Source organism: Pectobacterium sp. A5351 (assembly GCF_028335745.1).
Lineage (GTDB): Bacteria > Pseudomonadota > Gammaproteobacteria > Enterobacterales > Enterobacteriaceae > Pectobacterium.
The window spans coordinates 1,714,528-1,739,970 of the sequence record NZ_CP116477.1 but is presented as its reverse complement, the minus strand read 5'-3'; the positions used below and the strand labels follow the sequence as shown (position 1 = coordinate 1,739,970).

24 protein-coding genes are annotated in these 25,443 nt (G+C 53.8%); 4 read left to right on the top strand and 20 right to left on the bottom strand.

What is annotated here, in order from left to right:
- Positions 1–35 precede the first annotated feature (35 nt).
- Positions 36–800 (bottom strand): class I SAM-dependent methyltransferase, encoded by a 765-nt coding sequence (locus O1Q74_RS08335; protein WP_271877868.1) that lies wholly within the window; start codon positions 798–800, stop codon positions 36–38.
- Positions 801–835: 35 nt separating this feature from the next.
- On the opposite strand from O1Q74_RS08335, the gene O1Q74_RS08330 reads away from it, so the two are divergent.
- A complete protein-coding gene (locus O1Q74_RS08330; RefSeq protein ID WP_271877867.1) occupies positions 836–1,000 on the top strand; it encodes a hypothetical protein in 165 nt (54 codons plus the stop codon).
- Positions 997–1,713, top strand: coding sequence for a Crp/Fnr family transcriptional regulator (locus O1Q74_RS08325; protein ID WP_271877866.1), 717 nt, complete (start codon positions 997–999; stop codon positions 1,711–1,713). The genes O1Q74_RS08330 and O1Q74_RS08325 overlap by 4 nt, the downstream gene beginning before the upstream one ends.
- A gap of 460 nt (positions 1,714–2,173) precedes the next feature.
- Here O1Q74_RS08325 and cobB read toward each other — a convergent pair whose 3' ends face one another.
- The 5 genes from cobB to lolC all read right to left on the bottom strand — a co-directional run bounded on the left by cobB (position 2,174) and on the right by lolC (position 7,161).
- Positions 2,174–3,004 (bottom strand): Sir2 family NAD+-dependent deacetylase, encoded by an 831-nt coding sequence (gene cobB, locus O1Q74_RS08320; RefSeq protein ID WP_271877865.1) that lies wholly within the window; start codon positions 3,002–3,004, stop codon positions 2,174–2,176.
- 11 nt (positions 3,005–3,015) lie between these two features.
- Positions 3,016–3,930, bottom strand: coding sequence for an N-acetylglucosamine kinase (gene nagK / locus O1Q74_RS08315; RefSeq protein ID WP_271877864.1), 915 nt, complete (start codon positions 3,928–3,930; stop codon positions 3,016–3,018).
- A gap of 84 nt (positions 3,931–4,014) precedes the next feature.
- Complete coding sequence (gene lolE, locus O1Q74_RS08310; protein ID WP_271877863.1) at positions 4,015–5,262, bottom strand: lipoprotein-releasing ABC transporter permease subunit LolE; 1,248 nt, start codon at positions 5,260–5,262, stop codon at positions 4,015–4,017.
- Positions 5,259–5,966 (bottom strand): lipoprotein-releasing ABC transporter ATP-binding protein LolD, encoded by a 708-nt coding sequence (gene lolD, locus O1Q74_RS08305; RefSeq protein WP_271877862.1) that lies wholly within the window; start codon positions 5,964–5,966, stop codon positions 5,259–5,261. Before lolD ends, lolE begins: the two co-directional genes overlap by 4 nt.
- Positions 5,959–7,161: a lipoprotein-releasing ABC transporter permease subunit LolC gene (lolC, locus tag O1Q74_RS08300; protein WP_271877861.1), complete on the bottom strand. Its 1,203-nt coding sequence runs from the start codon at positions 7,159–7,161 to the stop codon at positions 5,959–5,961. Before lolC ends, lolD begins: the two co-directional genes overlap by 8 nt.
- Before the next feature lie 142 nt (positions 7,162–7,303).
- Here lolC and mfd point away from each other — a divergent pair, with 142 nt between their 5' ends.
- Both mfd and yegD read left to right on the top strand, forming a co-directional pair.
- Positions 7,304–10,756: a transcription-repair coupling factor gene (gene mfd, locus O1Q74_RS08295; RefSeq protein ID WP_271877860.1), complete on the top strand. Its 3,453-nt coding sequence runs from the start codon at positions 7,304–7,306 to the stop codon at positions 10,754–10,756.
- A gap of 220 nt (positions 10,757–10,976) precedes the next feature.
- The gene (gene yegD, locus O1Q74_RS08290) at positions 10,977–12,329 is read left to right on the top strand and encodes a molecular chaperone (protein WP_271877859.1); all 1,353 of its coding nucleotides are present in this window, start codon (positions 10,977–10,979) and stop codon (positions 12,327–12,329) included.
- Positions 12,330–12,467: 138 nt separating this feature from the next.
- Here yegD and O1Q74_RS08285 read toward each other — a convergent pair whose 3' ends face one another.
- From O1Q74_RS08285 to pabC, 14 genes are all read right to left on the bottom strand, one after another.
- The gene (locus tag O1Q74_RS08285) at positions 12,468–13,007 is read right to left on the bottom strand and encodes a glycine zipper 2TM domain-containing protein (protein ID WP_271877858.1); all 540 of its coding nucleotides are present in this window, start codon (positions 13,005–13,007) and stop codon (positions 12,468–12,470) included.
- A 467-nt stretch (positions 13,008–13,474) separates the two neighbouring features.
- The gene (locus tag O1Q74_RS08280) at positions 13,475–14,779 is read right to left on the bottom strand and encodes an NAD(P)/FAD-dependent oxidoreductase (protein WP_271877857.1); all 1,305 of its coding nucleotides are present in this window, start codon (positions 14,777–14,779) and stop codon (positions 13,475–13,477) included.
- Positions 14,780–15,147: 368 nt separating this feature from the next.
- Complete coding sequence (gene ycfP, locus O1Q74_RS08275) at positions 15,148–15,690, bottom strand: alpha/beta hydrolase YcfP (RefSeq protein ID WP_015840698.1); 543 nt, start codon at positions 15,688–15,690, stop codon at positions 15,148–15,150.
- A gap of 28 nt (positions 15,691–15,718) precedes the next feature.
- Positions 15,719–16,747 carry a beta-N-acetylhexosaminidase gene (nagZ, locus tag O1Q74_RS08270; protein ID WP_271877856.1) on the bottom strand — a complete coding sequence of 343 codons (1,029 nt, stop codon included), beginning with the start codon at positions 16,745–16,747 and terminating at the stop codon, positions 15,719–15,721.
- A 63-nt stretch (positions 16,748–16,810) separates the two neighbouring features.
- Positions 16,811–17,692 (bottom strand): thiamine kinase, encoded by an 882-nt coding sequence (gene thiK / locus O1Q74_RS08265; RefSeq protein ID WP_271877855.1) that lies wholly within the window; start codon positions 17,690–17,692, stop codon positions 16,811–16,813.
- The gene (gene lpoB / locus O1Q74_RS08260; RefSeq protein WP_271877854.1) at positions 17,673–18,254 is read right to left on the bottom strand and encodes a penicillin-binding protein activator LpoB; all 582 of its coding nucleotides are present in this window, start codon (positions 18,252–18,254) and stop codon (positions 17,673–17,675) included. Before lpoB ends, thiK begins: the two co-directional genes overlap by 20 nt.
- A 21-nt stretch (positions 18,255–18,275) precedes the next feature.
- Positions 18,276–18,656 carry a YcfL family protein gene (locus O1Q74_RS08255; protein ID WP_271877853.1) on the bottom strand — a complete coding sequence of 127 codons (381 nt, stop codon included), beginning with the start codon at positions 18,654–18,656 and terminating at the stop codon, positions 18,276–18,278.
- Between the two features lie 53 nt (positions 18,657–18,709).
- Positions 18,710–19,060, bottom strand: coding sequence for a purine nucleoside phosphoramidase (hinT, locus tag O1Q74_RS08250; protein ID WP_271877852.1), 351 nt, complete (start codon positions 19,058–19,060; stop codon positions 18,710–18,712).
- A 243-nt stretch (positions 19,061–19,303) separates the two neighbouring features.
- Positions 19,304–20,737, bottom strand: coding sequence for a PTS glucose transporter subunit IIBC (gene ptsG / locus O1Q74_RS08245; protein WP_271877851.1), 1,434 nt, complete (start codon positions 20,735–20,737; stop codon positions 19,304–19,306).
- A gap of 315 nt (positions 20,738–21,052) precedes the next feature.
- Entirely contained in the window at positions 21,053–21,850 is a 798-nt protein-coding gene (locus O1Q74_RS08240) for a metal-dependent hydrolase (RefSeq protein ID WP_271877850.1), read from the bottom strand.
- A gap of 19 nt (positions 21,851–21,869) precedes the next feature.
- On the bottom strand, positions 21,870–22,880 hold the full coding sequence (gene holB, locus O1Q74_RS08235; protein WP_271877849.1) for a DNA polymerase III subunit delta': 1,011 nt from the start codon (positions 22,878–22,880) through the stop codon (positions 21,870–21,872).
- Entirely contained in the window at positions 22,880–23,539 is a 660-nt protein-coding gene (gene tmk / locus O1Q74_RS08230; protein ID WP_271877848.1) for a dTMP kinase, read from the bottom strand. Before tmk ends, holB begins: the two co-directional genes overlap by 1 nt.
- Positions 23,529–24,548, bottom strand: a complete 1,020-nt coding sequence (gene mltG / locus O1Q74_RS08225) for an endolytic transglycosylase MltG (protein ID WP_271877847.1) — start codon at positions 24,546–24,548, stop codon at positions 23,529–23,531. Before mltG ends, tmk begins: the two co-directional genes overlap by 11 nt.
- A gap of 14 nt (positions 24,549–24,562) precedes the next feature.
- A complete protein-coding gene (pabC, locus tag O1Q74_RS08220) occupies positions 24,563–25,360 on the bottom strand; it encodes an aminodeoxychorismate lyase (RefSeq protein ID WP_271877846.1) in 798 nt (265 codons plus the stop codon).
- Between the last annotated feature and the right edge of the window lie 83 nt (positions 25,361–25,443).

Below are 25,443 nucleotides of genomic sequence, written 5' to 3'. Positions count from 1 at the left end.
TTGTTATCGCTATGCAGCCAAAAGGAATACGACAACTACTTCGTGCTACATACCGCAATATAGTTAAGCTGGTTGCGATTGCGACGGAAGGTATGGAACATGTTGAAGAACATATCGCGGTTTTCTTTCTTCAGCGCATTTTTTACGATACGTGCCGCGCCAGCCAGCCCTTCATCATAAATCAGCCCTTGTGGCGTCAGCAGCGTCATGGCACCGTTATCGTAGTTGACCTTGCTAAAACCACATTCCTGAAACAACGTCACCCAGCACTCACGCAGCATCGGCTGAGCATGTACGTTGATCGCTTTATGCATCTGTTCCACCGCCTGTAATGCGCCGGTATCCTTCTCGGAGAGCAGCATAATATCGTGGGTAATCAGGCGGCCACCCGGTTTCAGCACGCGATAATATTCGGCAATAATACGACTCTTGGCCTTGTCGGCATACATCGTCAACATGGCTTCATTAATCACTACGTCAAAGTGATTATCGGGAAAAGGCAGCTCCAGCGCATTCGCCTGCATAATCGTGACCTGCGATGCCAGGCCGTTTGCCGCGACATTTTCCTGTGCCTTCTCTAACGCCGCTTTATCCATATCCGCGCCGATAACCTGACAGCCAAAACGGCGTGCGATTTCCATCGCCGTCGTGCCCATATTACAGGCGACCTCCAGCACTACGCTATCCTGCCGGAACCCAGCCTGACTGAGCAGCCACTCGGTTGCTTTCCTGCCGCCGGGGCGCAGACGTTTTTTCCCCAACCGGGCTAAAAATTTATGTCCTGCTTCATGATCGCTCATACTGTCACTCCTTAATTCGGTGGGGTAATCGACTCATGCAGAACCAGCGCCTGTGCCGCTGGAAGGGTATTTTCTTTCATGGAAACGCTCCGCTATTCTCGATTCAGCGCGCCGTGATTTTGCTTGCCGAATTCATGCAAGTGATTATTATTTTCATTTACCAACTTGATGGTAATACCAGCCTCTGGGAGGACAAATGACATTTGTCAAAAAGGCGCTATCGCCCGATGAATACGGCGAGGTGCTGTTTCAGCATGACTGGATGCGCGATGAACCCAGCGATGTGGTGTGCGAACTATTGGCAAAAAGCGAACGTCTATTTTTCCGGCAGGATGACATCCTGTTTCGCGAAGGCGACAAAATGCAGCACTGTTTGCTGGTTGAAACGGGAAAGTTGCAGGCTTTTCGCCATACCTATGGCGGCGATGAGAAGATTTTCGGCCAGTTTGAACGCGGAGAATTTGTCGCCATCGCGGCGGTGTTTATGGATCACGGCCGCTTCCCGATGAATATCCGCGCGCTGAGCGACGGCCATACGCTGATGATTCCACGGCAGGATATTCACCAGTTCTGTTTGCAGCGCCCGGAGCTGGCGCTGCGTTTGCTCAACTATCTGGGTAAGAAGCTCTACTCGACCATCAACCAAATCGACTGGCTGACGTCCAGCTCCGCGCCACAGCGTCTGGCAGATTATCTGCTGCGGCAGCACCATATTCAGCAAACCCAGCAACTGACATTACCGGTAAGCCGAGGGCAACTGGCGACCTCATTAGGCATGCGCGGTGAAACATTGAGCCGATTGATGTCCGACTGGAAGCGACAAGGCCACATTACCTATCGGGGTCATCTGGTGGAATTGTGCAATCTGCATTATCTAAAAGAGCTGGCGGCAGAAGCCAGACGGACTTTCTAATCGATCTAACCCTTTGTCGACTCGGCATGACGAGCGAATAGAACAATTTTGGATATACATTTTGACAATTGTCATTCCCGCTTTACCGGATAATCAACTACGCTTAGCTTACATTGATGAGAGTAATTTACACCTGTTAATAATTCTCATTAACATAATTATCTCATTCATTTCGTGATGAGATACCGTGAGGGTAACGCTATGCTGGGCTTTTTCCGACGAACCTTATCTCTTCATGGAACACGGTCACATCATGGAACATCGCAGTCGGCGCATCCGCAGGCGGACGCGCCGACAGAACCCGCTGCACATACGCGCTGTAGCGAGAGTGAATATTGTTTCTTTAACCACACCGCCATGTTGCCGTTCGATCAGCTTGACGAGTGTTGCTGCGGCAACGATAGGCAAGAGAAAACGCCGCCCTCATACGATTCATGACGTTTTCACTTTTTGCTGACGTTTAAAACTTGATACTTTGACCACGCGTCAGCCAGGCCGCGACGAACTCAGGCACGACGGTACTGGCGGGGCCGTAAATTTTTTCATCAAACTGGCTTTCTACCTGGCTGGGTTCCAGATTCAGCTCCAGCGTGTAGGCACCGTGCGAATGGGCCTCATGGACAAAGCCAGCAGCGGGATACACATGTCCCGATGTGCCAATCGCAATAAAGTAATCTGCCTGCGACAGCGCATGGTAAATCTTGTCCATGTGCAGCGGCATTTCACCAAACCACACCACATGCGGGCGTAACGGTGCGGGAAATTGACAGCAGTGGCAGCGTTCGCCAACGGCGAGATCGTCCGTCCACTCAAAAATCTGCCCGCTTTGGCTACAGCGTATTTTCAGCAGTTCACCGTGCATATGAATGACGCGCTGGCTCCCAGCACGCTCATGCAGGTTATCGATGTTTTGCGTAATCAGCAGGAAGTTATCTTCCAGCATCGCTTCCAGATTCGCCAATGCCAGGTGCGCGGCATTCGGCACAATTTCCGGCTGCTGTAGCTGACGGCGACGGGCGTTATAAAACGCCTGCACCAGCTCAGGGTTACGCTGAAAGCCTTCAGGCGTGGCGACATCCTCGACGCGGTGTTCTTCCCACAGGCCATCGGTTGCGCGAAAGGTACGAATGCCGGACTCCGCTGAAATGCCAGCGCCCGTCAGTACCACCACGCGCGGTTTTTTCACTTCGCTTGCTGCCAGATAATCACGATGGAAAATACGCGCACGAAGACGCTGTTGCCGCAGTCGCTTTCCCTTATGAAACCGCCCTAATCGTTGACGCGTATACATACGTTCTCCAGCTAGTTATCCATTAAGTGTAGCAACGCCGCACCACGTACGCCGCCCGCATCACCGTGACGCGCTTTCTCTATACGTGGCAGTTTCGCAATCGGTAAAAGTCGTGGAGGAAGACGCGTTGGCAAAATTTGATAAATTTCATCAAAATTCGACAGACCGCCACCCAACACCAGCAAATGCGGATCGAACAGGGTCAACAGATTACCCAGACAGGCCGCCAATAAATCCATAAAGCGATCGACAAACTCCAGCGCTTTTTCCTCGCCGCCACGATAGTGTCGAATGATGGTCACGGCTGGCAGGGCTTCACCATACAGATGCTCGTACAGCCACTCAAAACCGCGCCCGGAAATATAATTCTCAATACAGCCAAATTGCCCGCAGCCACACTTCACGCGGGGAATGTCGACACCGATGATATCCAACGCATCGGACGGCAGGCGGATATGGCCAAACTCACCGGCAATACCGTTGTGCCCTTCAACCTGACGCCCGTTAATTACCAGACCGCCCCCCAACCCCGTGCCCAGAATCATCCCCAGCACGACAGGATACGAACGAAACTCCGCGTCCCAGGCTTCCGACAGCACAAAACAGTTGGCATCGTTGCTGAGACGAACATCCCGCTGCAAACGCTGTGACAGATCCGTACGTAACGGCTTCCCCATCGCCGCAGGCAGGTTAGCGGTAAATAGCACGCCGGTGTCTCCCGTCTCCATTCCCGGTATGCCGATACCGACCTTCCCCTGAACGCCGGCCTGTGCGTCGGCCTCATGCACCAGATCAACCAGTGTGGCAAGCAGTTCATCATAATGCGTGCGCGGTGTCGGCACCCGCTTTTGCCATACTTTGTTCAGCTCGGCGTCGAACACGCCCAGCTCAATTTTCGTTCCGCCCATGTCAAAACCGTAGTACATGACTGCTCCTTAGGGTGTGATCGCTTTCCCACACGATAGGGACTATCCCCGTCATCTCTCAAGCCGCATGTGCGTTGGCTTGGCTTACTGTCCGCTCAAGACGCGGGCAGGGTCAATCCGGCTGGCGCGCCGTGCCGGATACCAGCTGGCAATCAGGCTCAGCACCAGCGAGGTTCCTAATACGATAAAGACATCCATCAGGTGCAATTCTGACGGTAGGAAATCGATAAAATAGATGTCGCCAGACAACAGCTTATGGCCGATGAGGGCTTCAATGCCGTGAATAATTGGCGTCAATTGCAAGGTGGCGATCACGCCAATCACCGCGCCTATCACGCTGCCCAGCAGCCCGGCCAATAGCCCGTACCATACAAAGATAGCCCGAATCAGCCTGTCCGACGCCCCCAGCGTACGCAGGACGGCGATATCGCTGCTTTTATCTTTCACCGCCATCACCAGCGTTGAAACAATATTAAAACAGGCCACGCCAATCACCAGGATCATCGCCAGATACATGATGGTTCTGACCATCTGGATGTCTCGGTACATATAACCATAGGTGCCAATCCAGCTGCGAATAGTGACATAAGCCTTTGTGACCATACCCGCATCGCGCACCAGTTTATTGGCGGAGAAGACATCGTTAGCCTTGATGGCGATCCCCGTTACGCTCTGCCCCATATCCAGATACTGCTGAGCATCGGCAAGCGGAATCAACGCCAGCCCGTGATCGAGCTGACCACTCAGTTGTAAGATGCCGCTGATGTGCAGCCGGATACGTTTAGGCTGCATCAGCTTCATTTCCGGATCGCTGTTCGGGATCATCACCGTAACCCAGTCGCCTTCCGCCACATTCAGCGCCTTCGCCACGCCTTGCCCAATGATGACCTGCTGTTCACCCGCGCGGAACCGCTGCCAGGCATTATTAAGCACATAGTTGGGCAGTGCGCTGAGGCGTGTTTCCTGCTGTGGATCGACGCCTTTCACCTGAACTGCCTGAAGTTTGGCGCCGTTCTCCAGCAGACCGGTGAAATTGATATAAGGCGCTGCGGCTGCAACACCAGGCACCTGTTCGATTTTAGGCAAGATATCCTGCCAGCCGTCGAAAGGCTGATTGACCGGCGCGATCTCGCCATGTGGCACGACGGCGAGGATGCGGTTGTTCAGTTCGCGTTCAAAGCCATTCATCGCGCTCAGGCCGAGAATCAACACCGCGACGCCCAGGGCGATTCCCAGCGTCGAAATGACCGAAATCAGCGAAACCATGCCGCCACGCCGACGGCCACGGCTAAATCGCAGGCCAATCAGCAACGAGAGCGGAGGAAATGTCATTGCCGCGCTCCCATCAGGGTCAGCTCCTGCTGCAACTGACCGTCGCGCATTTCCAGTTGGCGGTTCAGTCGGCTAGCCAGTTGCAGGTCGTGCGTCACTACCAGAAAAGCGGTGCCCTGCCGGACATTAAGCTCTCCCAGCAGTTCGAAAATGGTATCCGCCGTGCGCTGATCGAGGTTACCGGTCGGTTCGTCCGCCAGCACCAGCGACGGGCTGTTAACCAGCGCTCTGGCAATGGCAACACGCTGCCGCTCGCCGCCGGACAGCTCCGACGAACGGTGGTGGCTGCGCGCCTCCAACCCGACAGCAGCCAGCATGTCGCGTGCTTTATTCTGCGCCTGCGACGTTGGTACTTTGCCAATCAGTAGCGGCATTGCCACGTTTTCCAGCGCGGTAAAATCGGGTAGCAGGTGATGAAACTGATAAATAAAGCCCAGTTCACGATTACGCAAATCGGCTTTTGCCGCTGACGAGAGCGTACCTAGCGGCTGACCTTTGAAGATGACTTCGCCTGACGTTGGCGTATCCAACCCCCCCAACATATGCAGTAGCGTACTTTTGCCCGAGCCCGAGCTCCCGACGATCGCCATCATCTCCCCGCTGCTCATCTCAAAAGAGACATCGCGCAACACGTCGGTAGACAGGTTGCCGTCCTGATAGCGCTTGGACAGATTATTACACTGCAATAACGGTAAATCACTCATAACGTAAAGCCTCAGCGGGTTGAACGGCGGCAGCGCGCCATGACGGGTAAAGTGTTGATAAGAGGGCAATCACCATCGCGGAAATGGCAATGGTCACCACCTGCGCAGGGTCAATATCCACCGGCAACGCGGCACCATCCAGCAATACGCCCAGAATTGGCATCAGCGTATTCAGTTGGCTGGCCAATAGCGTCCCCAGCAATGCCCCTAACAACGCGCCAATGACGCCAGCGCTGCCCCCCTGCACCATAAACACCGCCATAATCTGGCGTTGAGTCAGCCCCTGCGTTTGCAGAATGGCGACTTCACCCTGTTTTTCCATCACCAGTAAACCCAGCGAGGTAATAATGTTGAAAGCGGCCACCGCCACGATCAGGCTGAGCAACAGCCCCATCATATTTTTCTCCATACGCACGGCCTGAAACAGTTCTCCTTTACGTTCGCGCCAGTCTTTCCAGACCGTGCCTTCCGGCAGCGTTTGCGTGCTCAGCGTATCGACCGACAGCGGCTTTTCCAGCCACAGACGCCAGCCGGTAATGTGGTTCGCCGGGTAGCGCATCAAGCGAGAGGCATCCTGCTGGTTCACCAACAGTTGGTAGCTATCGACTTCACTGTTCGCGGCAAAGGTGCCGGCAACGGTGAAGATACGCTGACTGGGAATACGCCCCATCGGCGTCAGTTGGCTGGCGCTCGTCACCATCATGCGAATCTGATCGCCCGCGTTAACCCCCAACTGCTCGGCCAGTTTCTCGCCCAAAATGGCCTGATAGTGACCGGATTGCAGTTGCTGCTGTTTGACATTAACCAGATAACGCGACAGCGGCTCCTGCTCGTCAGGATCAATCCCTAGCATCACGCCCACGGCAACGCTGCGAGCGCTTTGCAACACCACATCGCCCGTCGTCAGCGGCGCAACGCGCGTCACACCATCAAGAGAATCTAACGAGGAAGCAGGAATCAGCGCCGGGCTCAGCGAACCTTGCGACGTAGTGATGACCGCCTGAGGCATCACGCCGAGAATATTGCCTTCCAGTTCGCGCTCGAAGCCATTCATCACGGAAAGCACGGTGACCAGCGCCATCACGCCCAGCGTGATACCAATGGCGGATAACCAGGAGACAAACCGGCCGAAGCGGTCTGATGCGCGCCCACGCATGTAGCGTAGGCCAATAAATAAAGCGACAGGTTGATACATGAAATCCGTCTGGATAAGGTTGCCAAAGCAAAGTGATCAAGGATAATAAAGGGTAGTACTGCTTTATGGAACCCTAACACCCTCACTCTACGGCTTTTTCTTATTCCTGGCCGGATGCAGGGGGGCGAGACCCGATAATCAGATGATGCCTGAAAATTACCGTTATTCGCTGCCATCCAAAACCGGTGAGCAGCGCCTGCTGGGCCAGTTAACCGGCGCTGCCTGCGCCGTTGAATGTGCAGAAATTATTGAACGCCACGCCGGGCTGGTGGTACTTATTGCCCCTGATATGCAAAATGCCCTGCGCTTACGCGATGAGATTCAGCAATTTACCTACCAGCATGTCACCACGTTGCCTGACTGGGAAACACTGCCCTACGATAGTTTTTCTCCGCATCAGGAAATTATTTCGACCCGCCTTTCCACCCTGTACCAACTGCCCAACATGACGCGCGGTGTTCTGATACTGCCGGTCAACACGCTGATGCAGCGCGTTTGTCCGCACAATTTCCTGCACGGCCATGCGCTGGTGTTGAAAAAAGGCCAGCGCCTCTCGCGCGACAAACTGCGTTCGCAGTTGGAGCAGGCGGGCTACCGCAGTGTCGATCAGGTCATGGAACACGGTGAATATGCCACGCGCGGCGCGCTGCTGGATCTGTTCCCAATGGGAAGCGAAGAGCCCTACCGTATCGATTTCTTTGACGACGAGATCGACAGCCTGCGTCTGTTCGATGTGGATACGCAGCGCACGCTGAATGAAGTGCCGCACATTAATCTGCTGCCCGCGCATGAGTTTCCGACGGATAAAGCCGCCATCGAGCTTTTTCGCAGCCAGTGGCGCGAACAGTTTGAGGTACGGCGCGACGCAGAGCACATTTACCAACAGGTCAGCAAAGGCGTCTGGCCGGCAGGGATCGAATACTGGCAGCCGTTATTCTTCAGTGAACCGCTACCGTCGCTGTTCAGCTACTTCCCGAACAACACGCTGATCGTTAACACCGGCAATATCGAACAGAGCGCCGAGCGCTTCTGGCAGGATATTCAGCAGCGTTTTGAAAGCCGCCGTGTCGATCCCATGCGCCCGCTGCTGCCGTCAGACTCACTCTGGTTACGGGTAGACGGTCTGTTCACGGAGCTGAAAGCGTGGCCGCGCGTGCAGTTGAGAACCGATACGCTGCCGGAAAAAGCCGCTAACGTGAATCTGGCCTATCTGCCGCTGCCGGCGCTGGCGATTCAGCACCAGCAGAAATCCCCGTTGGATGCGCTGCGCCGCTTTATCGAACAGTCCGACGGTCAGGTCATTTTCTCCGTTGAGAGTGAAGGTCGTCGTGAAACGCTACAAGAGTTGCTGGCGCGCATCAAACTGAACCCTACGCTCATCAGCACGCTCGAGCAGGCTCAGGAGCGTGGCATTTACCTGATCATCGGTGCCAGTGAACACGGTTTTATCGACACGCTTCGCCAGCGGGCCTTAATCTGCGAAAGCGATCTACTGGGCGAACGCGTCAGCCGTCGTCGTCAGGATAATCGCCGCACGATCAATACCGATACGCTGATCCGCAATCTGGCGGAGCTGCGACTGGGGCAGCCCGTTGTCCATCTCGAACACGGCGTTGGCCGCTATGCCGGGCTGACCACGCTGGAAGCAGGCGGCATCAAAGCCGAATACCTGATTTTGACCTATGCGGGCGAAGACAAACTGTACGTCCCCGTTTCCTCACTGCATTTGATCAGCCGCTACGCAGGCGGTGCCGATGAGAATGCGCCGCTGCATAAACTGGGTGGCGATGCGTGGTCGCGCGCGCGGCAAAAAGCAGCAGAAAGAGTGCGTGATGTCGCCGCCGAACTGTTGGATGTTTATGCGCAACGCGCGGCGAAAAGCGGTTTTGCCTTTAAGCATGATAAAACGCAATATCAGCTTTTCTGCGAAAGTTTCCCCTTCGAGACCACGCCCGATCAGGCGCAGGCTATCAACGCCGTGTTGAGCGATATGTGCCAGCCGCTGGCGATGGACCGTCTGGTATGTGGCGATGTCGGCTTTGGTAAAACCGAAGTGGCAATGCGCGCCGCGTTTCTGGCGGTTGAAAACCATAAGCAGGTTGCCGTTCTGGTACCGACAACGCTGTTGGCTCAGCAGCATTTTGACAACTTCCGCGATCGCTTTGCCAACTGGCCGGTAAAGATTGAAATGATCTCCCGCTTCCGTAGCGCCCGTGAGCAAACTCAGGTGCTGGAAGAAACGCAGGAAGGCAAAGTCGATATTCTGATCGGTACCCATAAGCTATTGCAGAGCGACGTGCGCTGGCGCGACTTAGGGCTGCTGATTGTGGACGAAGAACACCGCTTCGGCGTGCGTCACAAAGAGCGTATCAAAGCGATGCGGGCGAATGTCGATATCCTGACGCTCACCGCCACGCCGATTCCGCGCACGCTCAACATGGCGATGAGTGGAATGCGCGATCTGTCGATTATCGCCACGCCGCCAGCCCGTCGTTTGGCGGTGAAAACGTTCGTGCGTGAATATGACAATCTGGTGGTGCGCGAAGCCATCCTGCGTGAAATTCTGCGCGGCGGACAGGTGTATTACCTCTATAACGACGTCGAAAATATCGAGAAAGCCACCCAGCGACTGGCGGAACTGGTGCCGGAAGCGCGCATCGCTATCGGCCACGGTCAGATGCGCGAACGCGAACTGGAGCGAGTCATGAACGACTTCCACCATCAGCGTTTTAACGTGCTGGTGTGTACCACCATCATCGAAACCGGGATCGACATCCCGAGCGCCAACACCATCATCATCGAGCGCGCCGACCACTTCGGTCTGGCGCAGTTGCATCAGTTGCGCGGTCGCGTCGGACGTTCCCACCATCAGGCTTACGCCTATCTGCTGACGCCGAACCCCAAAGCGATGAGCACCGATGCGCAGAAACGTCTGGAAGCGATCGCCTCACTGGAAGACCTCGGTGCCGGTTTTGCGCTGGCCACGCACGATCTGGAAATCCGTGGCGCAGGCGAACTGCTCGGAGAAGACCAGAGCGGACAGATGACCAGCGTCGGTTTCTCACTGTATATGGAACTGTTGGAAAGCGCCGTCGATGCGCTGAAAGCAGGCCGGGAACCGTCGCTGGAAGATCTGATCAACAGCCAGACTGACGTCGAACTGCGTTTGCCTGCTCTGCTGCCCGACGATTTCATTCCCGACGTCAATACGCGGCTGTCGTTATATAAACGTATCGCCAGTGCGAAAACCACCGACGAGCTGGATGAATTGAAAGTCGAGCTGATCGATCGTTTCGGTCTCCTCCCGGATGCCAGCCGCTATCTGTTGCAGATTGCCGCCCTGCGCCAGCAGGCACAGGCGCTGGGTATTCGCCGCATTGAAGGCAATGAGAAAGGTGGATTTATCGAATTCAGCGAGCACAATCGTGTTGATCCGTCTCACCTCATCGGTCTGTTACAGCGCGATCCGGGCACCTACCGCCTTGATGGCCCAACCCGCCTGAAATTCATGAAGGATTTGAGCGATCGTCCAAAACGCATTGAATTCATCGGTTCGCTGCTGGGGAACATGGCCCAGCATACGCTGGCGGCGTAACTCACTTTCACCATACTAAACGGGAACCTGCGGGTTCCCATTAAACATCTGATTAGTGAATCCCCTTCTTTCATCTCATCCACCTTTACAAGCACTGCCGTAACGCAGTAAAGTCGCCCCCCTTTTTATCGCCCACCACTTCTGTCTGCTCACTCTGGGCCATTGTTGGTACGACGTTAAAAATCTCTCCCAAAAATTTCTCATGGCATGGGGTCTCACTATGTTTATCGGCTTTGACTACGGTACAGCCAACTGTTCCGTAGCAGTGATGGATTCAGGTACACCACGGCTCCTGTCGCTGGAAAAGGATTCGCCTTATCTTTCCTCTCTGCTGTGCGCGCCCGTACGTGAAGCCGTGAGCGAGTGGTTATGGCGGCACCATCAGGTCAACGCGGAGGGCGAGAACGCGCTGCTGCTCAAGCGCGCCATCAGCTACAACCGCGAAGAAGATATTCGCGTGCAAGCTGATAGCGTAAAGTTCGGGCGTGAGGCGTTACGCCACTATATGGATGACCCGGAAGAGACGTGGTTCGTTAAATCGCCGAAGTCCTTCCTCGGGGCTGTCGGCCTAAAAGCGCAGCAGATTGCGCTGTTTGAAGATCTGGTTTGCGCCATGATGCTGCATATCCGCACGCAGGCAGAAAGCCAGCTTGACCAGCCTATTCGTCAGGCCGTGATTGGTCGTCCGATTAACTTCCAGAGTATCGGCGGCGAAGAAGCCAACCAGCAGGCGCAAGGGATTTTAGATCGCGCGGCACACCGCGCCGGATTTGAAGACGTCGTCTTTCAGTTTGAACCCGTCGCCGCCGGGCTGGATTTCGAATCAACATTGACGAAAGAAACACGTGTGCTGGTCGTGGATATCGGCGGCGGAACCACCGACTGTTCCATGCTGCTGATGGGGCCAGAGTGGCATAAGCAGCACGAACGCGCGCGGAGTCTATTAGGGCACAGCGGCTGCCGCGTTGGCGGTAACGATCTGGATATTATGCTCGCATTCAAACAGCTCATGCCGCTGCTTGGCATGAATAGCGAGACGGAAAAAGGCATCGCCCTGCCGATCATGACCTGGTGGAATGCCGTCGCGATTAACGATATTCCGGCGCAAAAAGAGTTTCATAGCACCGCCAGCCGCATGTTAATCACTGAAATGATCCGCGATGCGCGCCAGCCTGAGTTGGTAAAAAGACTGCTGACCGTGTGGCAACAGCGCCTGAGCTACCGTCTGATCCAACTGGCGGAAGAGAGCAAAATTGCGCTGTCCAATCAGTCGGAAACGGCAGCCGATTTACACTTTATTGAATCGGGTCTGGCGACACGCATTCATGCGGATGAGCTCAACGCCGCAATCGATAATCCTCTGAGCCGCATTCAGCAGCAGGTAACGCTGGCGTTAGAAACCAGTCAGACCCGTCCAGAAGTGATCTACCTGACCGGCGGTAGCGCACGTTCTCCCCTGCTGCGTCAGGCTATTCAACAACTGCTTCCGGATATTCCTATCGCCAGCGGCAACGACTTTGGTTCCGTTACCGCCGGTCTGGCGCGCTGGGCAGAGATCATTTTTCGCGGCTAAGCCAGAGACGACTCGGACTCCGTTCTTCCTCTACGACCGTACCAGAACATATAATGAAAAAAACCGCGAGCACCTTCTTCAGGTGGCTCGCGGTTTTTAGAGGTGGTGCCAGCGCAAAAACGTGGACGTCAGGGTAAATTAGCTCTGCTGATTTAGAATCAACTGGCCGTTTCTGTCCACTGGAATTTGTGTGCCCGGGTCGCGATCCATGCGGATTTTACCCTGCTGGTCGCCGATTTTATAGGTGACATCATAGCCTAAAATTTTTTGTGATTTGTCGTACACCGTTTGGCAACGCTGTTGCTGTGACGTATACGTATCGTTTTCTTGCATGCCGCTTTGTACACGGTTACCGGCATAACCACCAGCCAACGCGCCCGCTACCGTCGCGACATCTTTACCGCGCCCGCCACCGAATTGGTGTCCCAGAACGCCACCAGCCACCGCACCCAGAACCGAGCCGGCAATCTGGTGTTCATCCTGTACCGGACGGCGATGCGTAACCGTCACATTGCGACACTCCTGACGAGGTGTTTTTACCGTTTCTTTGATTGGTGTTGCCGTTAGCACCTGTGCAAACTGAGGTTTAGAGGAGAACACATCCATACTCGCCACCGCCGCCACACCCAATGCCGCAGCCACACCAATACCTACACCCGCTAACATTGATTTGTTCACAGGATACCTCCCGAATCTATTCTCACGCATTCCCCATCTGCAATTCCGCCGTAAGATTTGCTTTACGCCGACTCGCGTTTAACGCGATAAATCCGATGGTTCCTTCTGAATATCAGCATTCAGAATTTTCGGCGTGCGTGCTACGCCATCTGTAAACAGTGGAAAGTCTGCACAATGTTTCACACTCTCGCAATAAGACTAATTAACCAAAAGTGTCAGTTTCGTAACACAAAAGCGCCATTTGGGAATTGTCTTAACTGGAATTGGTAATAGGACGATATTTTATACTGTTATAGCAGTGGCATCGTTGAGGAGTCGCAAATAGCATTACGCCCAGGATGCAGCAAGTATGGGCAGATTCGTGAAAGGGGAAGGGATAGCGCAAGGATAACAAGCCGATGATAAAAAAGAATACGGGCATGAAATCGCGTTCACGCCCGTATCAGAAAGCGGTCAGCAGCGGTGGATTAATGCAGTTTCAGACGCGGGCGAATCACCCGGTTGATCCCACCGACCAGCATCATCAGACCGGTTTTGACATAGCCATGTAGCGCAACCTGATGCATGCGATACAGGGAGATATAAACGAAACGTGCAATCCGCCCTTCGACCATCACGGAGCCACGCATCAGGTTCCCCATCAGGCTGCCAACCGTACTGAATTTAGACAGCGAGACCAGCGAACCGTGATCTTTATAAACGTAAGATTTCAGCGCTTGTCCGTTCAGCAACGCGATGATGTTGCTGTGGCAACGTGACGCCATCTGGTGGGCCGCTTGCGCGCGTGGTGGCACGAAACCGCCGCCTTCCTGCGGGCAGGAGGCACAGTCACCAATGGCGAAAATGTTGGGATCGCGCGTCGTTTGTAGCGTCGGTTCAACTACTAACTGGTTAATCCGGTTCGTTTCCAGTCCGGCAATCTCTTTCATCGCATCAGGAGCCTTGATGCCCGCCGCCCAAACCATCAGGTCGGCTTCGATAAACTCACCGTCCTTCGTATTCAGACCGCCGCTTTCTGCGCTGGTCACCATGGTTTTCGTCAGCACCCGGACACCGATGTTGGTCAGTTCCTGATGTGCTGCCGCGGAAATACGCGCCGGCAGCGCGGGTAAAATACGTTCGCCCGCTTCTACCAGCGTAACATTCAACGTTTGGTTATCCAGCCCGTCAAAGCCGTAGCTGTGTAACTGTTTCACCGCGTTATGCAGTTCCGCAGACAGTTCAACGCCCGTCGCGCCACCGCCCACAATCGCGATATTTACTCGCTCTTTTTCGTCCTGATTCGCCGTGAATTTCAGGAACAAATTCAGCATTTCGTTATGGAAACGGCGGGCCTGTTTCGGGTTATCCAGGAAGATGCAGTGATCTTTCACGCCCGGTGTGCCAAAGTCATTTGAGGCACTGCCTAACGCCACCACCAAAATGTCATACGGGATACGACGTGCCGCCACCAGCACCTCGCCTTGCTCGTCACACACTTCAGCCAGTTGGATCTGCTGCTGCTCGCGGTCGATATCCGTCAGCATGCCCAGTTGGAACTGGAAATAGTGATTACGGGCGTGCGCCAGATAGCTCAACGCATCCATATCGTCGTCCAGCGAACCCGTCGCCACTTCATGCAGCAACGGTTTCCACAGGTGGCTGTGGTTACGATCCACCAGCGTGATTTCCGCTTTTTTCTTGCGTCCTAACTTGTGGCCCAAACTCGTAGCAAGTTCAAGTCCGCCAGCTCCCCCGCCGACAATGACAATTTTTTTGGTTGGTGATGTCAAAATGACCCCCTAAAAATGTGAACCAATAGTTAATAAAGAGTAAAAAATAATATCCTTATATAACATAGGGTTCGCGTAAGTTAAGCCTGATATCTGCAGCAAGAATAGCACGCTAGGTTATTTGGTCATACCAAAATTGATATATATCAATTTACTTTGTCACCCAGGTTTTTATCAGGAAAATTCCATCTTTATTTCAGTGAATTAGCGGAAGTCGGTGTGAAGAAAAAATGCTGAATCGTGCGCAAATGCGTCGCTATACGCACTAAGGAAAGTAAATAAATCGCGTTATTCCTCCTGACAGCCCTCAAACGAAGGCATCAGAAGGAACGACCCACGGCGATTAACACATCATCGCGCAGACAGGCTTAACCCAGCGTTTTGAAGGCTTTGATCCGCTGCAAATGGGGGGAGATACTTTTGAATTTATGCGTCTGAATATCGTCCCAAACGATCTCGTAATACGCTCCCAGCATCTGCGCACTACGCTGGCTATCAAGCATTTCATCATGACGGGAGAGCATCACCATGCAGCGATCGCGGTTCTTTTCACGAAAATTCGCCACGCACTTGGTGGCGATATCCACATACTCTTCCGGACGATCGATTTTCCCGCCCATGTTTTCCTGCGGGAAAAGGTTAGGATTGACGATGACCTGTCGTATGTCACACAGGAAACCAACCCGTTCAGCCCAGAAACCGCCCAACCCCACGCCGCAGATCAGCGGACGATCGTCGTCAGAATGCTGAATCATCTTGTCCACCTGCTTTAACAGATGTTGCATGTCATGACGTGGATGCAGCGTGCTGTAGCTAATCAGCCTGACATCTTCATCAATAAACTGAAGTTGCAGAACCTTTTCATGGTTGCCGGGGCTGGTCGAGTCAAAACCGTGTAAATAGATAATCATCTTTCATCCTCACCACAGACTGGGTTGCCTATTTCTCGCCATTCTTATGCGCCTGCCAGCGCTCGCTGAGTAATGTGAGCGCCTGATTAGCCTGCTTCCAGCGTGGCGAATCCAGCAGTTCCCGACGAGAAAACGAACCCTGATGATATAAGCGCGTCAGTTGCTCTGCTTTGACCGGGGACAGGTTATCCAGCACGCTGACCGCGCCTTCCCGATGATTGCAGACCAGAATCATGTCACATCCTGCCTGCAAGGCGGCCTGCGCCCGCTCGGGGTAACTCCCCATCACCGCCGCGCCTTCCATCGAAAGGTCGTCAGAGAAAATGATGCCATCAAAACCCAGTTCGTCATGCAGCACCGTTTTGAGCCAATAGGGCGACCCACTGGCTGGGCGCGGATCGGCCTCCGTGTAAATCACATGAGCAGGCATGATGGCATCCAACTGCTGGCGCTGGATCAGTTCTTTAAAAATCAGCATGTCATGTGCGCGAATCTCCGCGAGCGGACGCGGATCGCGCGGCGTTTCTTTATGTGAATCGGCGCTGACCGCACCGTGGCCGGGGAAGTGCTTACCCGTGACCTTCATGCCTGCGCTGTGCATACCGCGAATAAAGCTCTGCGCTACCGCCAGCGCGATCTCCGGCTGTTCGTGAAACGAACGTTCGCCAATCGCCGCGCTCTGGTGGCCGATATCCAGCACCGGTGCAAAGCTAATGTCGATATCCATCGAGATCATTTCTGCCGCCATTAGCCAGCCGCCCTCTTCCGCCAGACGTTGGGCTTCTGTCGCGCTATTTAATGCCGCAAACGCCTGCGCGGCAGGCAGACGGGTAAAGCCATCACGAAAACGCTGAACGCGACCGCCTTCCTGATCGACAGAGACCACAAGACGCTCACGCGATGCCGCGCGGATTTGGCGCACAAGTTCACGCAGTTGCGCGGCATCATGAAAATTACGGGTAAACAGGATAACGCCGCCAACCAGCGGATGTTCCAGCACTTCACGATCTTCCGCATCCAGCTCATAGCTGGCGACATCTAACATTACCGGACCCACAAAAACCTCATTCTTTAACATGTACGACTGAGTAAAATAACGACGATGACAAAAGCCACACCGTCATCGGTGGCCTGATTGTAACCGATGATAGAGTGCGGGAATGTCCGCTAAAAATTCGGGGTTCTTCGTTTGCTGCCAGCGTATTTCAAACCATATCAATACCAGATAATCGACCCAGGGAAACCACTGCATCATCTGTTGCTGAAGGCGGTTCACGGAAAACCCTCGCCGATGCCGCTGGTAGCTCTGTAGAAAATGCGTTTGCGCCCCACTTTCCATCTGATTAGCTCGCACAATAAACGCCAGTTCAAAGGCAATATCGCCATCTGAGGCATATTCCCAGTCAATCAGCATCGTTCCTTGTGGCGTAATCAGCAGGTTTTCCGCATGCACATCCAGATGGAGAGGAGCCAGCGCCAGAGGGGTGGGTAATGCCGCATGCTGAAAATAATGGTGGGCGCGCAACAGCGCGGGCGTACGGCGGTGGGGATCCATCAACTGCCAGTGTTGCGCGAATAGCACTTTGAGATCGAGGGGATGGCCGCTACGCGGCAGGCAATGAAGTTGAGACAGTGTCCGCGCCACTTCACCATTAGCCAACAGCATCAGAAACTCATCAGATGTGGCGATGCGCCCCGGCACCCACTCGACAATGAGCCAACCGTTGCGCCACAGCAGCGGCCGTGGCGCAAGCCCTCTCGCGGACATCTGCCGCAACAGGGCGAACTCTCGCTGGCGATCGACGCCCATCTTCCGCTCGGTTGGCGACTGCCTGCGCGCAAGCCATTCGATGCCCGGCCCACGGATACGCCAGCTTTTATTACTCAACCCGCCAACCAGCTCAAAGCGAATATCCGCTATCTCCACGGCGGGAAAATGCTTCTGGATCGCCGCAGTCAGCTGTTGCTGAATACCCGCCTGCTTAATGCTGAACGGCGCCATTACCGGACCACACAATTTCACCGGTCTGCACCAGCATCAGTTGCATGTCGATCTGCGGCGATTTCACATCACCACTGACGTCGCTGTACAGCACATACTGCGCGCTGACATAACGTGCCAGGCCAATCGCCTTGCTGCGCGATCCTAAGCTGTCGTCAACCGACAGACCCAGCGTTTGTTTCGCAGAGGCCAACTGCTCGCGCGGTACCAGCGTAAACGCCTTACCTGACGATAACGCGCTGTACAGCGCGCCTGTCGCTTTCGCGATCGGTAAGGAACCGTTGGTGGTGTTTTTTACACTATCCACCAGCAGTATGCTGCCCGGCGTGACGCCATCGGCTTTCAGCATCTGCGCCACCAGCGGATTAATGCTGGCTTCCCAGTTTAGCGTCTGGATTTTCGGCGGTTGCGGTACAGACTCCCCCGGCGGTAGCGTTGGCGTGGTCGGCACTTGAGGCTCAACGGGCTCAATAGTCGCTGGCGGTTCAGTCGGTTCCGGTGGACGGCTGGGGCACCCTGTTAGTACCAATGCCGCCAGTATCACCCCTAGGTACTTTTTCATATTCTCTCTCTCAGCACATCATTACAAAAACAGATGAAGACGGACCTGACGCGCAGTGGGACTGCTACGCGTTGAAAACACCGTCATTTCCGTCTGTGGCGGGATTTCAATGGACTGCACGTCTTCAAACGGCAGCACGTCCAGTCCGCTGTCATCATACCAATAGAAACGGTAATGCACGGTCACCGTGTGTGAAGCATCATTGCTGACGACAGAAGAAGCACGCAGTCGACCATTTTCTGAATCCAGCGACGGATTCCCCGCCGTAATGCCCGCCGACAGCACGGGGGCATCCAATACCAGCGTTTGCCGTTCATTGATGGTCAACACCTTTGGCGTGCTACAGCCTGCCAGCAGCCCGACCATCAGACACGCGGACAGAAAAAGCATCGGGTTACGCATGATGTTCTCGCATGAGGGCTTTTCACATGATTGCCCAACCATAATCATCAAATCTAGTTCGCCAGCAAAGGCCCGAGTGCGCGACCACCAAGCAGATGCATGTGGATGTGATACACCTCCTGTCCGCCGTGTCGGTTGCAGTTAATGATCAGACGATAGCCATCCTCTGCGATACCCTCCTGCTGCGCAATCTTCGCCGCGACCGTCACCATACGTCCCAGTGCAGCTTCATGCTCAGGTGCCGTATCGTTAACGGTCGGGATCAAAACATTCGGGATAATCAGGATATGGGTTGGCGTGCGCGGCGCGATGTCGCGAAAAGCGGTGACCAGTTCATCCTGATAGACGATATCCGCAGGAATTTCCCGGCGAATAATTTTACTAAAGATGGTTTCTTCAGCCATGATCGATTTCCTTGTTAAAGCTGGCGTTAAACGACGTCGTGTAGGCAGTATGAGTGACATATTCCATTTCTTTCAACCTTCTTCGTCTATTTCTGGTGCAGGTGGTCAAAATACGACACCCAGAAAAAACCCGCTTTAGTACCTAAAGGCTCCCACGGCTTGACGCGTCTTTTATTGAACACCGATTGTTACCGACAATAAAAAAGGAGCTTTCGCCCCTTTTTGCCCCTCCCCTATAACACATCAGTGGTTACGGATGTAGTCGTCCATATCGGTTTTCAGGTTATCGGACTTGGTACCGAAAATGGCCTGAACACCGGAACCAGCTACCACGACACCCGCTGCACCCAGTTTTTTCAGGCCAGCCTGATCCACTTTAGCCACATCGCCCACGCTAACGCGCAAACGAGTGATGCAGGCATCCAGGTTAGTGATGTTGTCTTTACCACCAAATGCAGTCACCAGAGCGGCAGCCATTTCAGTGCTGTCCTGCGAGTTTTGCTCAGATGAGCTATCTTCACGGCCTGGTGTTTTCAGGTTCAGCTTGGCAATCAGAACGCGGAAGATGGTGTAGTAAATTAACGCATAGCACAAACCCACAATTGGGAACAGCCACAGCTTGCTGCCATTGCCGCTCAGCACCACGAAATCGATCAGACCGTGGGAGAAGCTTGTACCATCACGCATACCCAACAGGATACAGATTGGGAACGCCAGACCTGCCAGAATCGCATGGATGACATACAGGATCGGCGCAACAAACATGAATGAGAACTCAATTGGCTCAGTGATCCCCGTCAGGAACGAGGTCAGTGCCGCAGAGATCATAATACCGCCCACTTTCGCGCGGTTCTCTGGTTTAGCCGAATGCCAGATAGCAATAGCCGCGGCTGGCAGACCATACATTTTAAACAGGAAACCACCGGACAATTTACCTGCTTCCGGATCACCCGCAATATAACGAGGGATATCACCACGGAAAACCTGACCTGCCGCGTTGGTGAACTCACCGACTTGCATTTGGAAAGGTACGTTCCAGATATGGTGCAGACCAAACGGCACCAGAGAACGTTCAACGACCCCATAGATACCAAATGCTAACATCGGGTTCTCATTCGCCGCCCAATGTGAAAACGTCTGGATAGCGCTACCGACAGGTGGCCAGATGAAAGACAGTACCGCACCAGTAACGATCGCCGTCAGGCCGGAAATAATCGGCACGAAGCGTTTACCGGCAAAGAAGCCCAGATATTCAGGCAGTTGGATGCGGTAGAAACGGTTAAACATATACGCGGCAATCGCACCGGCAATGATCCCGCCCAGAACACCGGTATCCGCCAGGTGCTTTGCCGTAATCTCGGCGGCCGGCAGATTAAGAACCAGCGGCGCAATCGCAGCCATGGTTTTTACCATGATGCCATAAGCCACCACCGCCGCCAGTGCAGAAACACCGTCGTTATTGGTGAAGCCCAGGGCAACACCAATAGCAAAAATCAGCGGCATGTTGGCAAATACCGAATCGCCAGCCTGTGCCATGACGCTGGAGACAATTTGAGGCAACCAGCTAAAATTAGCCGAACCGACACCCAGTAGAATACCTGCAATAGGGAGTACGGATACGGGCAGCATTAGCGACTTACCTACTTTTTGCAGGTTTGCGAATGCATTCTTGAACATAATTGAGTGTGCTCCTGAGTAATAGTGCTTTTACTTCTGATACTTCATATATAAGCAAAGGCGGGGAGGATAGCCTTTGGGAATAGGGGTGTTTTAGCCCTCTTTAATTTTTACGCAGAGTAAAATAAATAGCACCCACAATGTTTGATTGCTATCACGTTTCCATAAGCCAACAGGCTAAAATCGAACAGATATTGCACTTTTTTGCGATATATCGCTAAAAAACGCGTCCCCCTGAAAAGGAAAAACCTGATCAAGGGGATTATGCAGCGCTATTAATTACGCAGATAAAAAAAAGTCGGCTATTTTCAGCCACTATTGCGCGGCGGTCAACCGAACCGGATCGATGTGAAACAGGCGGGAGAAGTTTTCTGTCGTGGCGGCAGCCAGGGTTTCCAACGATGTGCCTTTCAGCACAGCGAGATATTCCGCTACATCACGCACATACGCAGGCTGGTTTTCCTGACCCCGGAATGGAACGGGTGCTAACCAGGGGGAATCCGTTTCAATCAGCATCCGATCCAGTGGCACGTAACGCGCGACGTCACGCAATTCTTCGGCATTACGGAACGTCACGATGCCTGAAAACGAGATATAGAATCCCATATCCAGCAGGGCTTTTGCCGTCGGCAAATCTTCCGTAAAACAGTGCAGAACACCGCTGCATTTTTCCGCCTGTTCCTCACGCAGAATCGCTAACGTATCTTCACGGGCAGCGCGTGTATGCACGATGACCGGTTTGTTCAGGTCATTGCCAATACGAATATGTTCGCGAAAGGACTCCTGCTGCTGGGCTTTCGTTTCCTGTTGGTAGAAATAGTCCAGACCCGTTTCCCCCATCGCCACCACGCGGCTGGCACTGGCTAACTCACGCAGCTCGGCATAGTCATAGGGCGCTTCCTGATTAAGCGGATGCACGCCGCAGGAAAACGCCACATTATCGCGCTCGCCAATTAACTCCAACATGGCACGATAGCCAGGCAACGTCGTCGCCACCGCCAACAGGAAGCCGACATCGCGACGTTTCGCTTTCTCCAGAACATCGGAGACATCTTTATGCAATGACTGATAATCCAGACCGTCAAGATGACAGTGGGAATCCACTAACAACATGATATTTACTCGATAATAATTAAACAGAAAAAGGATGGCTGTCTCGCCTAACCAATGAGGCAAACGTGCGTTCCCCATCAAGCAAGCGTTCCGTCAGCAATAGCTCACGATTGACACCCGTGATGGTCAGCAATTTTTGTCGGCAGGCCAGCCACTGTTGCAGCTCATACTGCAAATGTACGGAAGGCTCACGCGCCAGATGCTCAACCAGTCCGAGCTGATCCTGATTCACCAAGTGCTCGCTCGCTCCCTGTTGCCACTTCATCGCATCCAGCAGTAGCGCAGTCAGCCAGTGAATGCGAACATCTGCATCGTCATGATTCAGCAGTGAAATCAGCGAAAGCTGATCCCGTGAAGTCAAGGCAGCAGAAAATGCCTGACACAGCCCAATACGCTGTTTCCATTGCTCTGGCTGTAAGAGCGCCTCGGCGGCTAGCGGCGCACCCGATTGCAATCTCAATGCCGTGCGCAACGCCTGGCTGTCATGGCGATGACGAGCATTCAGCCACAGCACGCTCTGCGTCTCATCCGGGACATCCAGAGAGTGATACAAACAACGGCTACGCAACGTCGCCAACAACCGGGCTGGCTCACGGCAACCAAACAAGAAGAAGGTATTCTGCGGCGGCTCTTCCAGCGTTTTCAGCAGCGCATTCGCCGCCGCCTCTGTCAGTTGCTCAGCAGCAACCAGCCAGATCACTTTTGCTCCGCCCTGCCGGGAATGCTGATACACTTTTTCCACAACGTCACGCACCGGATCAACGCCCAGGCTCTGCTTGCCTTTCTCTGGGCTTAACACATGCCAGTCAGGGTGCGTTCCCGCGGTCATCAGATTGCATGAGTGACAGTGCCCGCAGCTTTTCATCCCATCAGGCTGCTGGCAGATCAGCCAGCGACTCAGCGCATAAATCAGCGATTCATCGCCCATGCCCGGCAGCGCATGGAGCAACACGGCATGGTGTCCCCTGCCCGCCTGGTATTGACCAATGAGCTGTCGGTAGGATGCATTCAGCCACGGATACCAATCCATCAGTGCTGCTCCTGCGCAACAGGCGACAAGCCTTGTTGCTGTAGCCACTGCTGTAGCGCTGCCTGAATATCCGCACTGACGGCGTCAATAGACTGTGAAGCATCGATCGTCAGGATACTGTCGTCCTCCGCCGCCAGTTCCTGATAGCGGGCACGGGTACGTTCAAAGAAAGCCAGCGACTCTTGCTCAATTCGATCCAATTCTCCCCGCTGGCGCGCGCGCTGCAAACCGATAGCGGGTGATAAATCAAGATAGAGCGTCAGGTCAGGACGAAAATCACCCAGCACGGTATCGCGTAGCGAACGCAATAGCTGCTGATCGATCCCACGTCCACCGCCCTGATAAGCTTGTGAGGACAGATCGTGACGATCGCCGATAACCCATTGTCCGTTAGCCAACGCGGGTTTGATGACATTATCCACCAGTTGAACTCTGGCGGCGTACAGCATCAATACTTCCGCTTTGTCGGTAACCTTCTCATCCGTCATACCTTGCTTGATAAGCTCGCGTAGCTTCTCCGCCAGTGGCGTGCCGCCGGGCTCTCGCGTAAACACGACCTCTTTCACGCCATGTGACCGCAGCGTCTCCACCACGATATTACGCGCGGTGGTCTTTCCCGCGCCTTCCAGCCCTTCAATGACGATAAATTTACTGTTCATCCCGTTCCTTTAACGCTGAGCGGTATACCCTCACAGCACGATTATGGTCTGCAAGGTTAGTGGTAAAACTGTGTCCGCCTTTTCCATCCGCCACAAAATACAGGTATGACGTTTTGGCTGGGTGCGCAGCCGCATCTAATGAGGCTTTCCCCGGCATCGCGATTGGCGTTGGCGGCAAACCAGAAATAATATAGGTATTGTAAGGCGTCGGTGTGTCTAATGCTTTACGGGTTATCACGCCTTTATAGTCATCCCCCATGCCATAAATCACCGTGGGGTCGGTTTGCAAACGCATGCCAAGCCGTAAACGATTGATAAAAACGGAAGCGACCTGAGTACGTTCTTCATTGATGGCCGTTTCTTTTTCAATAATTGACGCCATCGTCAGCAATTCGTCTGGCGTTTTATACGGCAATCCGTCCTCGCGCCCTTTCCATACCTCATCCACCGTTTTTTTCATACGCTGATGCGCACGTTGCAGCAGCGCGCTATCGCTCGTACCCGCCGTGTATGAATAGGTATCAGGATAAAACCAGCCTTCTGGGTTCGTCTTATCGTTGACTTCCAACTGCGTGGCGATGTCCTGTTCGGTTTTATCAGCAAGCGTATGCTTGATGTAAGGTGCCTGTTGCAGCGTGGTTAACCACTCTTTCAAGCGTGAGCCTTCGACAAAACGGATGGAAAATTGTGCTTCTTTTCCGCTGGACAGTAACGCCAGCATCTCACGTACAGTCATTCCTGCTGTAAAGCGATACGTACCCGCTTTGAATTTCGCCAATTCAGGCTCAATACGCAGCAGCCACGGAAAAAATGTGCCATCGGTAATCACATGCTGCTCGAGAAGCAACGTTTCCAGTCCTTCTCTTCCCGTACCAGCAGGAAGCGTGAAAATGGTTTCCTTTTCGATAGCTAATGGAGAACCAGCAAAGCGCTGCACTTTCTGCCATGCAACCAACAACAGCAGAACAACGGCAGCGATAATCAGCAGACCAACTTTCTTTTTCTTCATAAATCAACCATCTACTAGCAGTCAGAACTCAGGAATCGATAAAGCTCTCGGGAGTGGTAACGCCAGACATGCGCCTGATTCACGGGGACAATCGGCATTAATGCATTACAAACCAGCACCTCGTCCGCATCGGACAGTGTGGTCACGGCTTCACTAACAATCTCTAGCTCAAAATCAGCCTCTGCCAGCGAGGCGATGATGTGCTGCCGGGCAACACCATCCACACCAGACTGAGAGACATCCGGCGTATAGACGTGATTTCCTTTACGCCAGAATAAATTAGCGGCACAGCATTCCACTAGCGCACCGGAGGTGTCAAGTACGAGGGCCTCATCGGCTGAAGTCTGGTCAAGATGCGCACGAATCAGCACTTGCTCAAGCCGATTCAGATGTTTTATGCCCGCCAACAGCGGGTTTTTAGCGAGCGCCACGGGGCTAAGATTCAGGCTAATACCCTGCTCGCGCCAGTCAGCATAGTGAGTGGGATAACCTACCTGCATGACGATTCGGGTTGGTTGCATACAGCCCTGAGGGCTATAACCACGCCCGCCAGCACCGCGCGTTAGCATCACTTTTACTACGCCATCCGCCCGCCCCAAGGCAGCCTGTTTCATTTCCGCCATCAGGCTTTCCCAGTCAACCATCGGGAATAACAAGCGTGTAGCAGCCTGTTGCAGGCGTGTGATATGTCGATCAAGCCAGACAACCTCGCCAGCACTGACTCTGGCGGTCGTAAAACAGCCGTCGCCATATTGCGTAGCCCGATCGAGCACCGAAAGCTGTTCCTGTAACTGGCCATTAATCCACAGCATAATAAGCTCCGCATCATTTCTCATCGTCAGCTTGCCAGTAAAGCTGCGTTGCAGACAAGCAGGTGTGTCTGATTTTATGCAGG

Excerpts from the sequence above, each read along its gene's own strand:
- O1Q74_RS08335 (WP_271877868.1), bottom strand. The coding sequence starts at position 800 with ATGAGCGATCATGAAGCAGGACATAAATTTTTAGCCCGGTTGGGGAAA.
- O1Q74_RS08330 (WP_271877867.1), top strand. The coding sequence starts at position 836 with ATGCAGAACCAGCGCCTGTGCCGCTGGAAGGGTATTTTCTTTCATGGA.
- O1Q74_RS08325 (WP_271877866.1), top strand. The coding sequence starts at position 997 with ATGACATTTGTCAAAAAGGCGCTATCGCCCGATGAATACGGCGAGGTG.
- cobB (WP_271877865.1), bottom strand. The coding sequence starts at position 3,004 with ATGTATACGCGTCAACGATTAGGGCGGTTTCATAAGGGAAAGCGACTG.
- nagK (WP_271877864.1), bottom strand. The coding sequence starts at position 3,930 with ATGTACTACGGTTTTGACATGGGCGGAACGAAAATTGAGCTGGGCGTG.
- lolE (WP_271877863.1), bottom strand. The coding sequence starts at position 5,262 with ATGACATTTCCTCCGCTCTCGTTGCTGATTGGCCTGCGATTTAGCCGT.
- lolD (WP_271877862.1), bottom strand. The coding sequence starts at position 5,966 with ATGAGTGATTTACCGTTATTGCAGTGTAATAATCTGTCCAAGCGCTAT.
- lolC (WP_271877861.1), bottom strand. The coding sequence starts at position 7,161 with ATGTATCAACCTGTCGCTTTATTTATTGGCCTACGCTACATGCGTGGG.
- mfd (WP_271877860.1), top strand. The coding sequence starts at position 7,304 with ATGATGCCTGAAAATTACCGTTATTCGCTGCCATCCAAAACCGGTGAG.
- yegD (WP_271877859.1), top strand. The coding sequence starts at position 10,977 with ATGTTTATCGGCTTTGACTACGGTACAGCCAACTGTTCCGTAGCAGTG.
- ycfP (WP_015840698.1), bottom strand. The coding sequence starts at position 15,690 with ATGATTATCTATTTACACGGTTTTGACTCGACCAGCCCCGGCAACCAT.
- thiK (WP_271877855.1), bottom strand. The coding sequence starts at position 17,692 with ATGGCGCCGTTCAGCATTAAGCAGGCGGGTATTCAGCAACAGCTGACT.
- lpoB (WP_271877854.1), bottom strand. The coding sequence starts at position 18,254 with ATGAAAAAGTACCTAGGGGTGATACTGGCGGCATTGGTACTAACAGGG.
- O1Q74_RS08255 (WP_271877853.1), bottom strand. The coding sequence starts at position 18,656 with ATGCGTAACCCGATGCTTTTTCTGTCCGCGTGTCTGATGGTCGGGCTG.
- hinT (WP_271877852.1), bottom strand. The coding sequence starts at position 19,060 with ATGGCTGAAGAAACCATCTTTAGTAAAATTATTCGCCGGGAAATTCCT.
- ptsG (WP_271877851.1), bottom strand. The coding sequence starts at position 20,737 with ATGTTCAAGAATGCATTCGCAAACCTGCAAAAAGTAGGTAAGTCGCTA.
- O1Q74_RS08240 (WP_271877850.1), bottom strand. The coding sequence starts at position 21,850 with ATGTTGTTAGTGGATTCCCACTGTCATCTTGACGGTCTGGATTATCAG.
- holB (WP_271877849.1), bottom strand. The coding sequence starts at position 22,880 with ATGGATTGGTATCCGTGGCTGAATGCATCCTACCGACAGCTCATTGGT.
- tmk (WP_271877848.1), bottom strand. The coding sequence starts at position 23,539 with ATGAACAGTAAATTTATCGTCATTGAAGGGCTGGAAGGCGCGGGAAAG.
- mltG (WP_271877847.1), bottom strand. The coding sequence starts at position 24,548 with ATGAAGAAAAAGAAAGTTGGTCTGCTGATTATCGCTGCCGTTGTTCTG.
- pabC (WP_271877846.1), bottom strand. The coding sequence starts at position 25,360 with ATGCTGTGGATTAATGGCCAGTTACAGGAACAGCTTTCGGTGCTCGAT.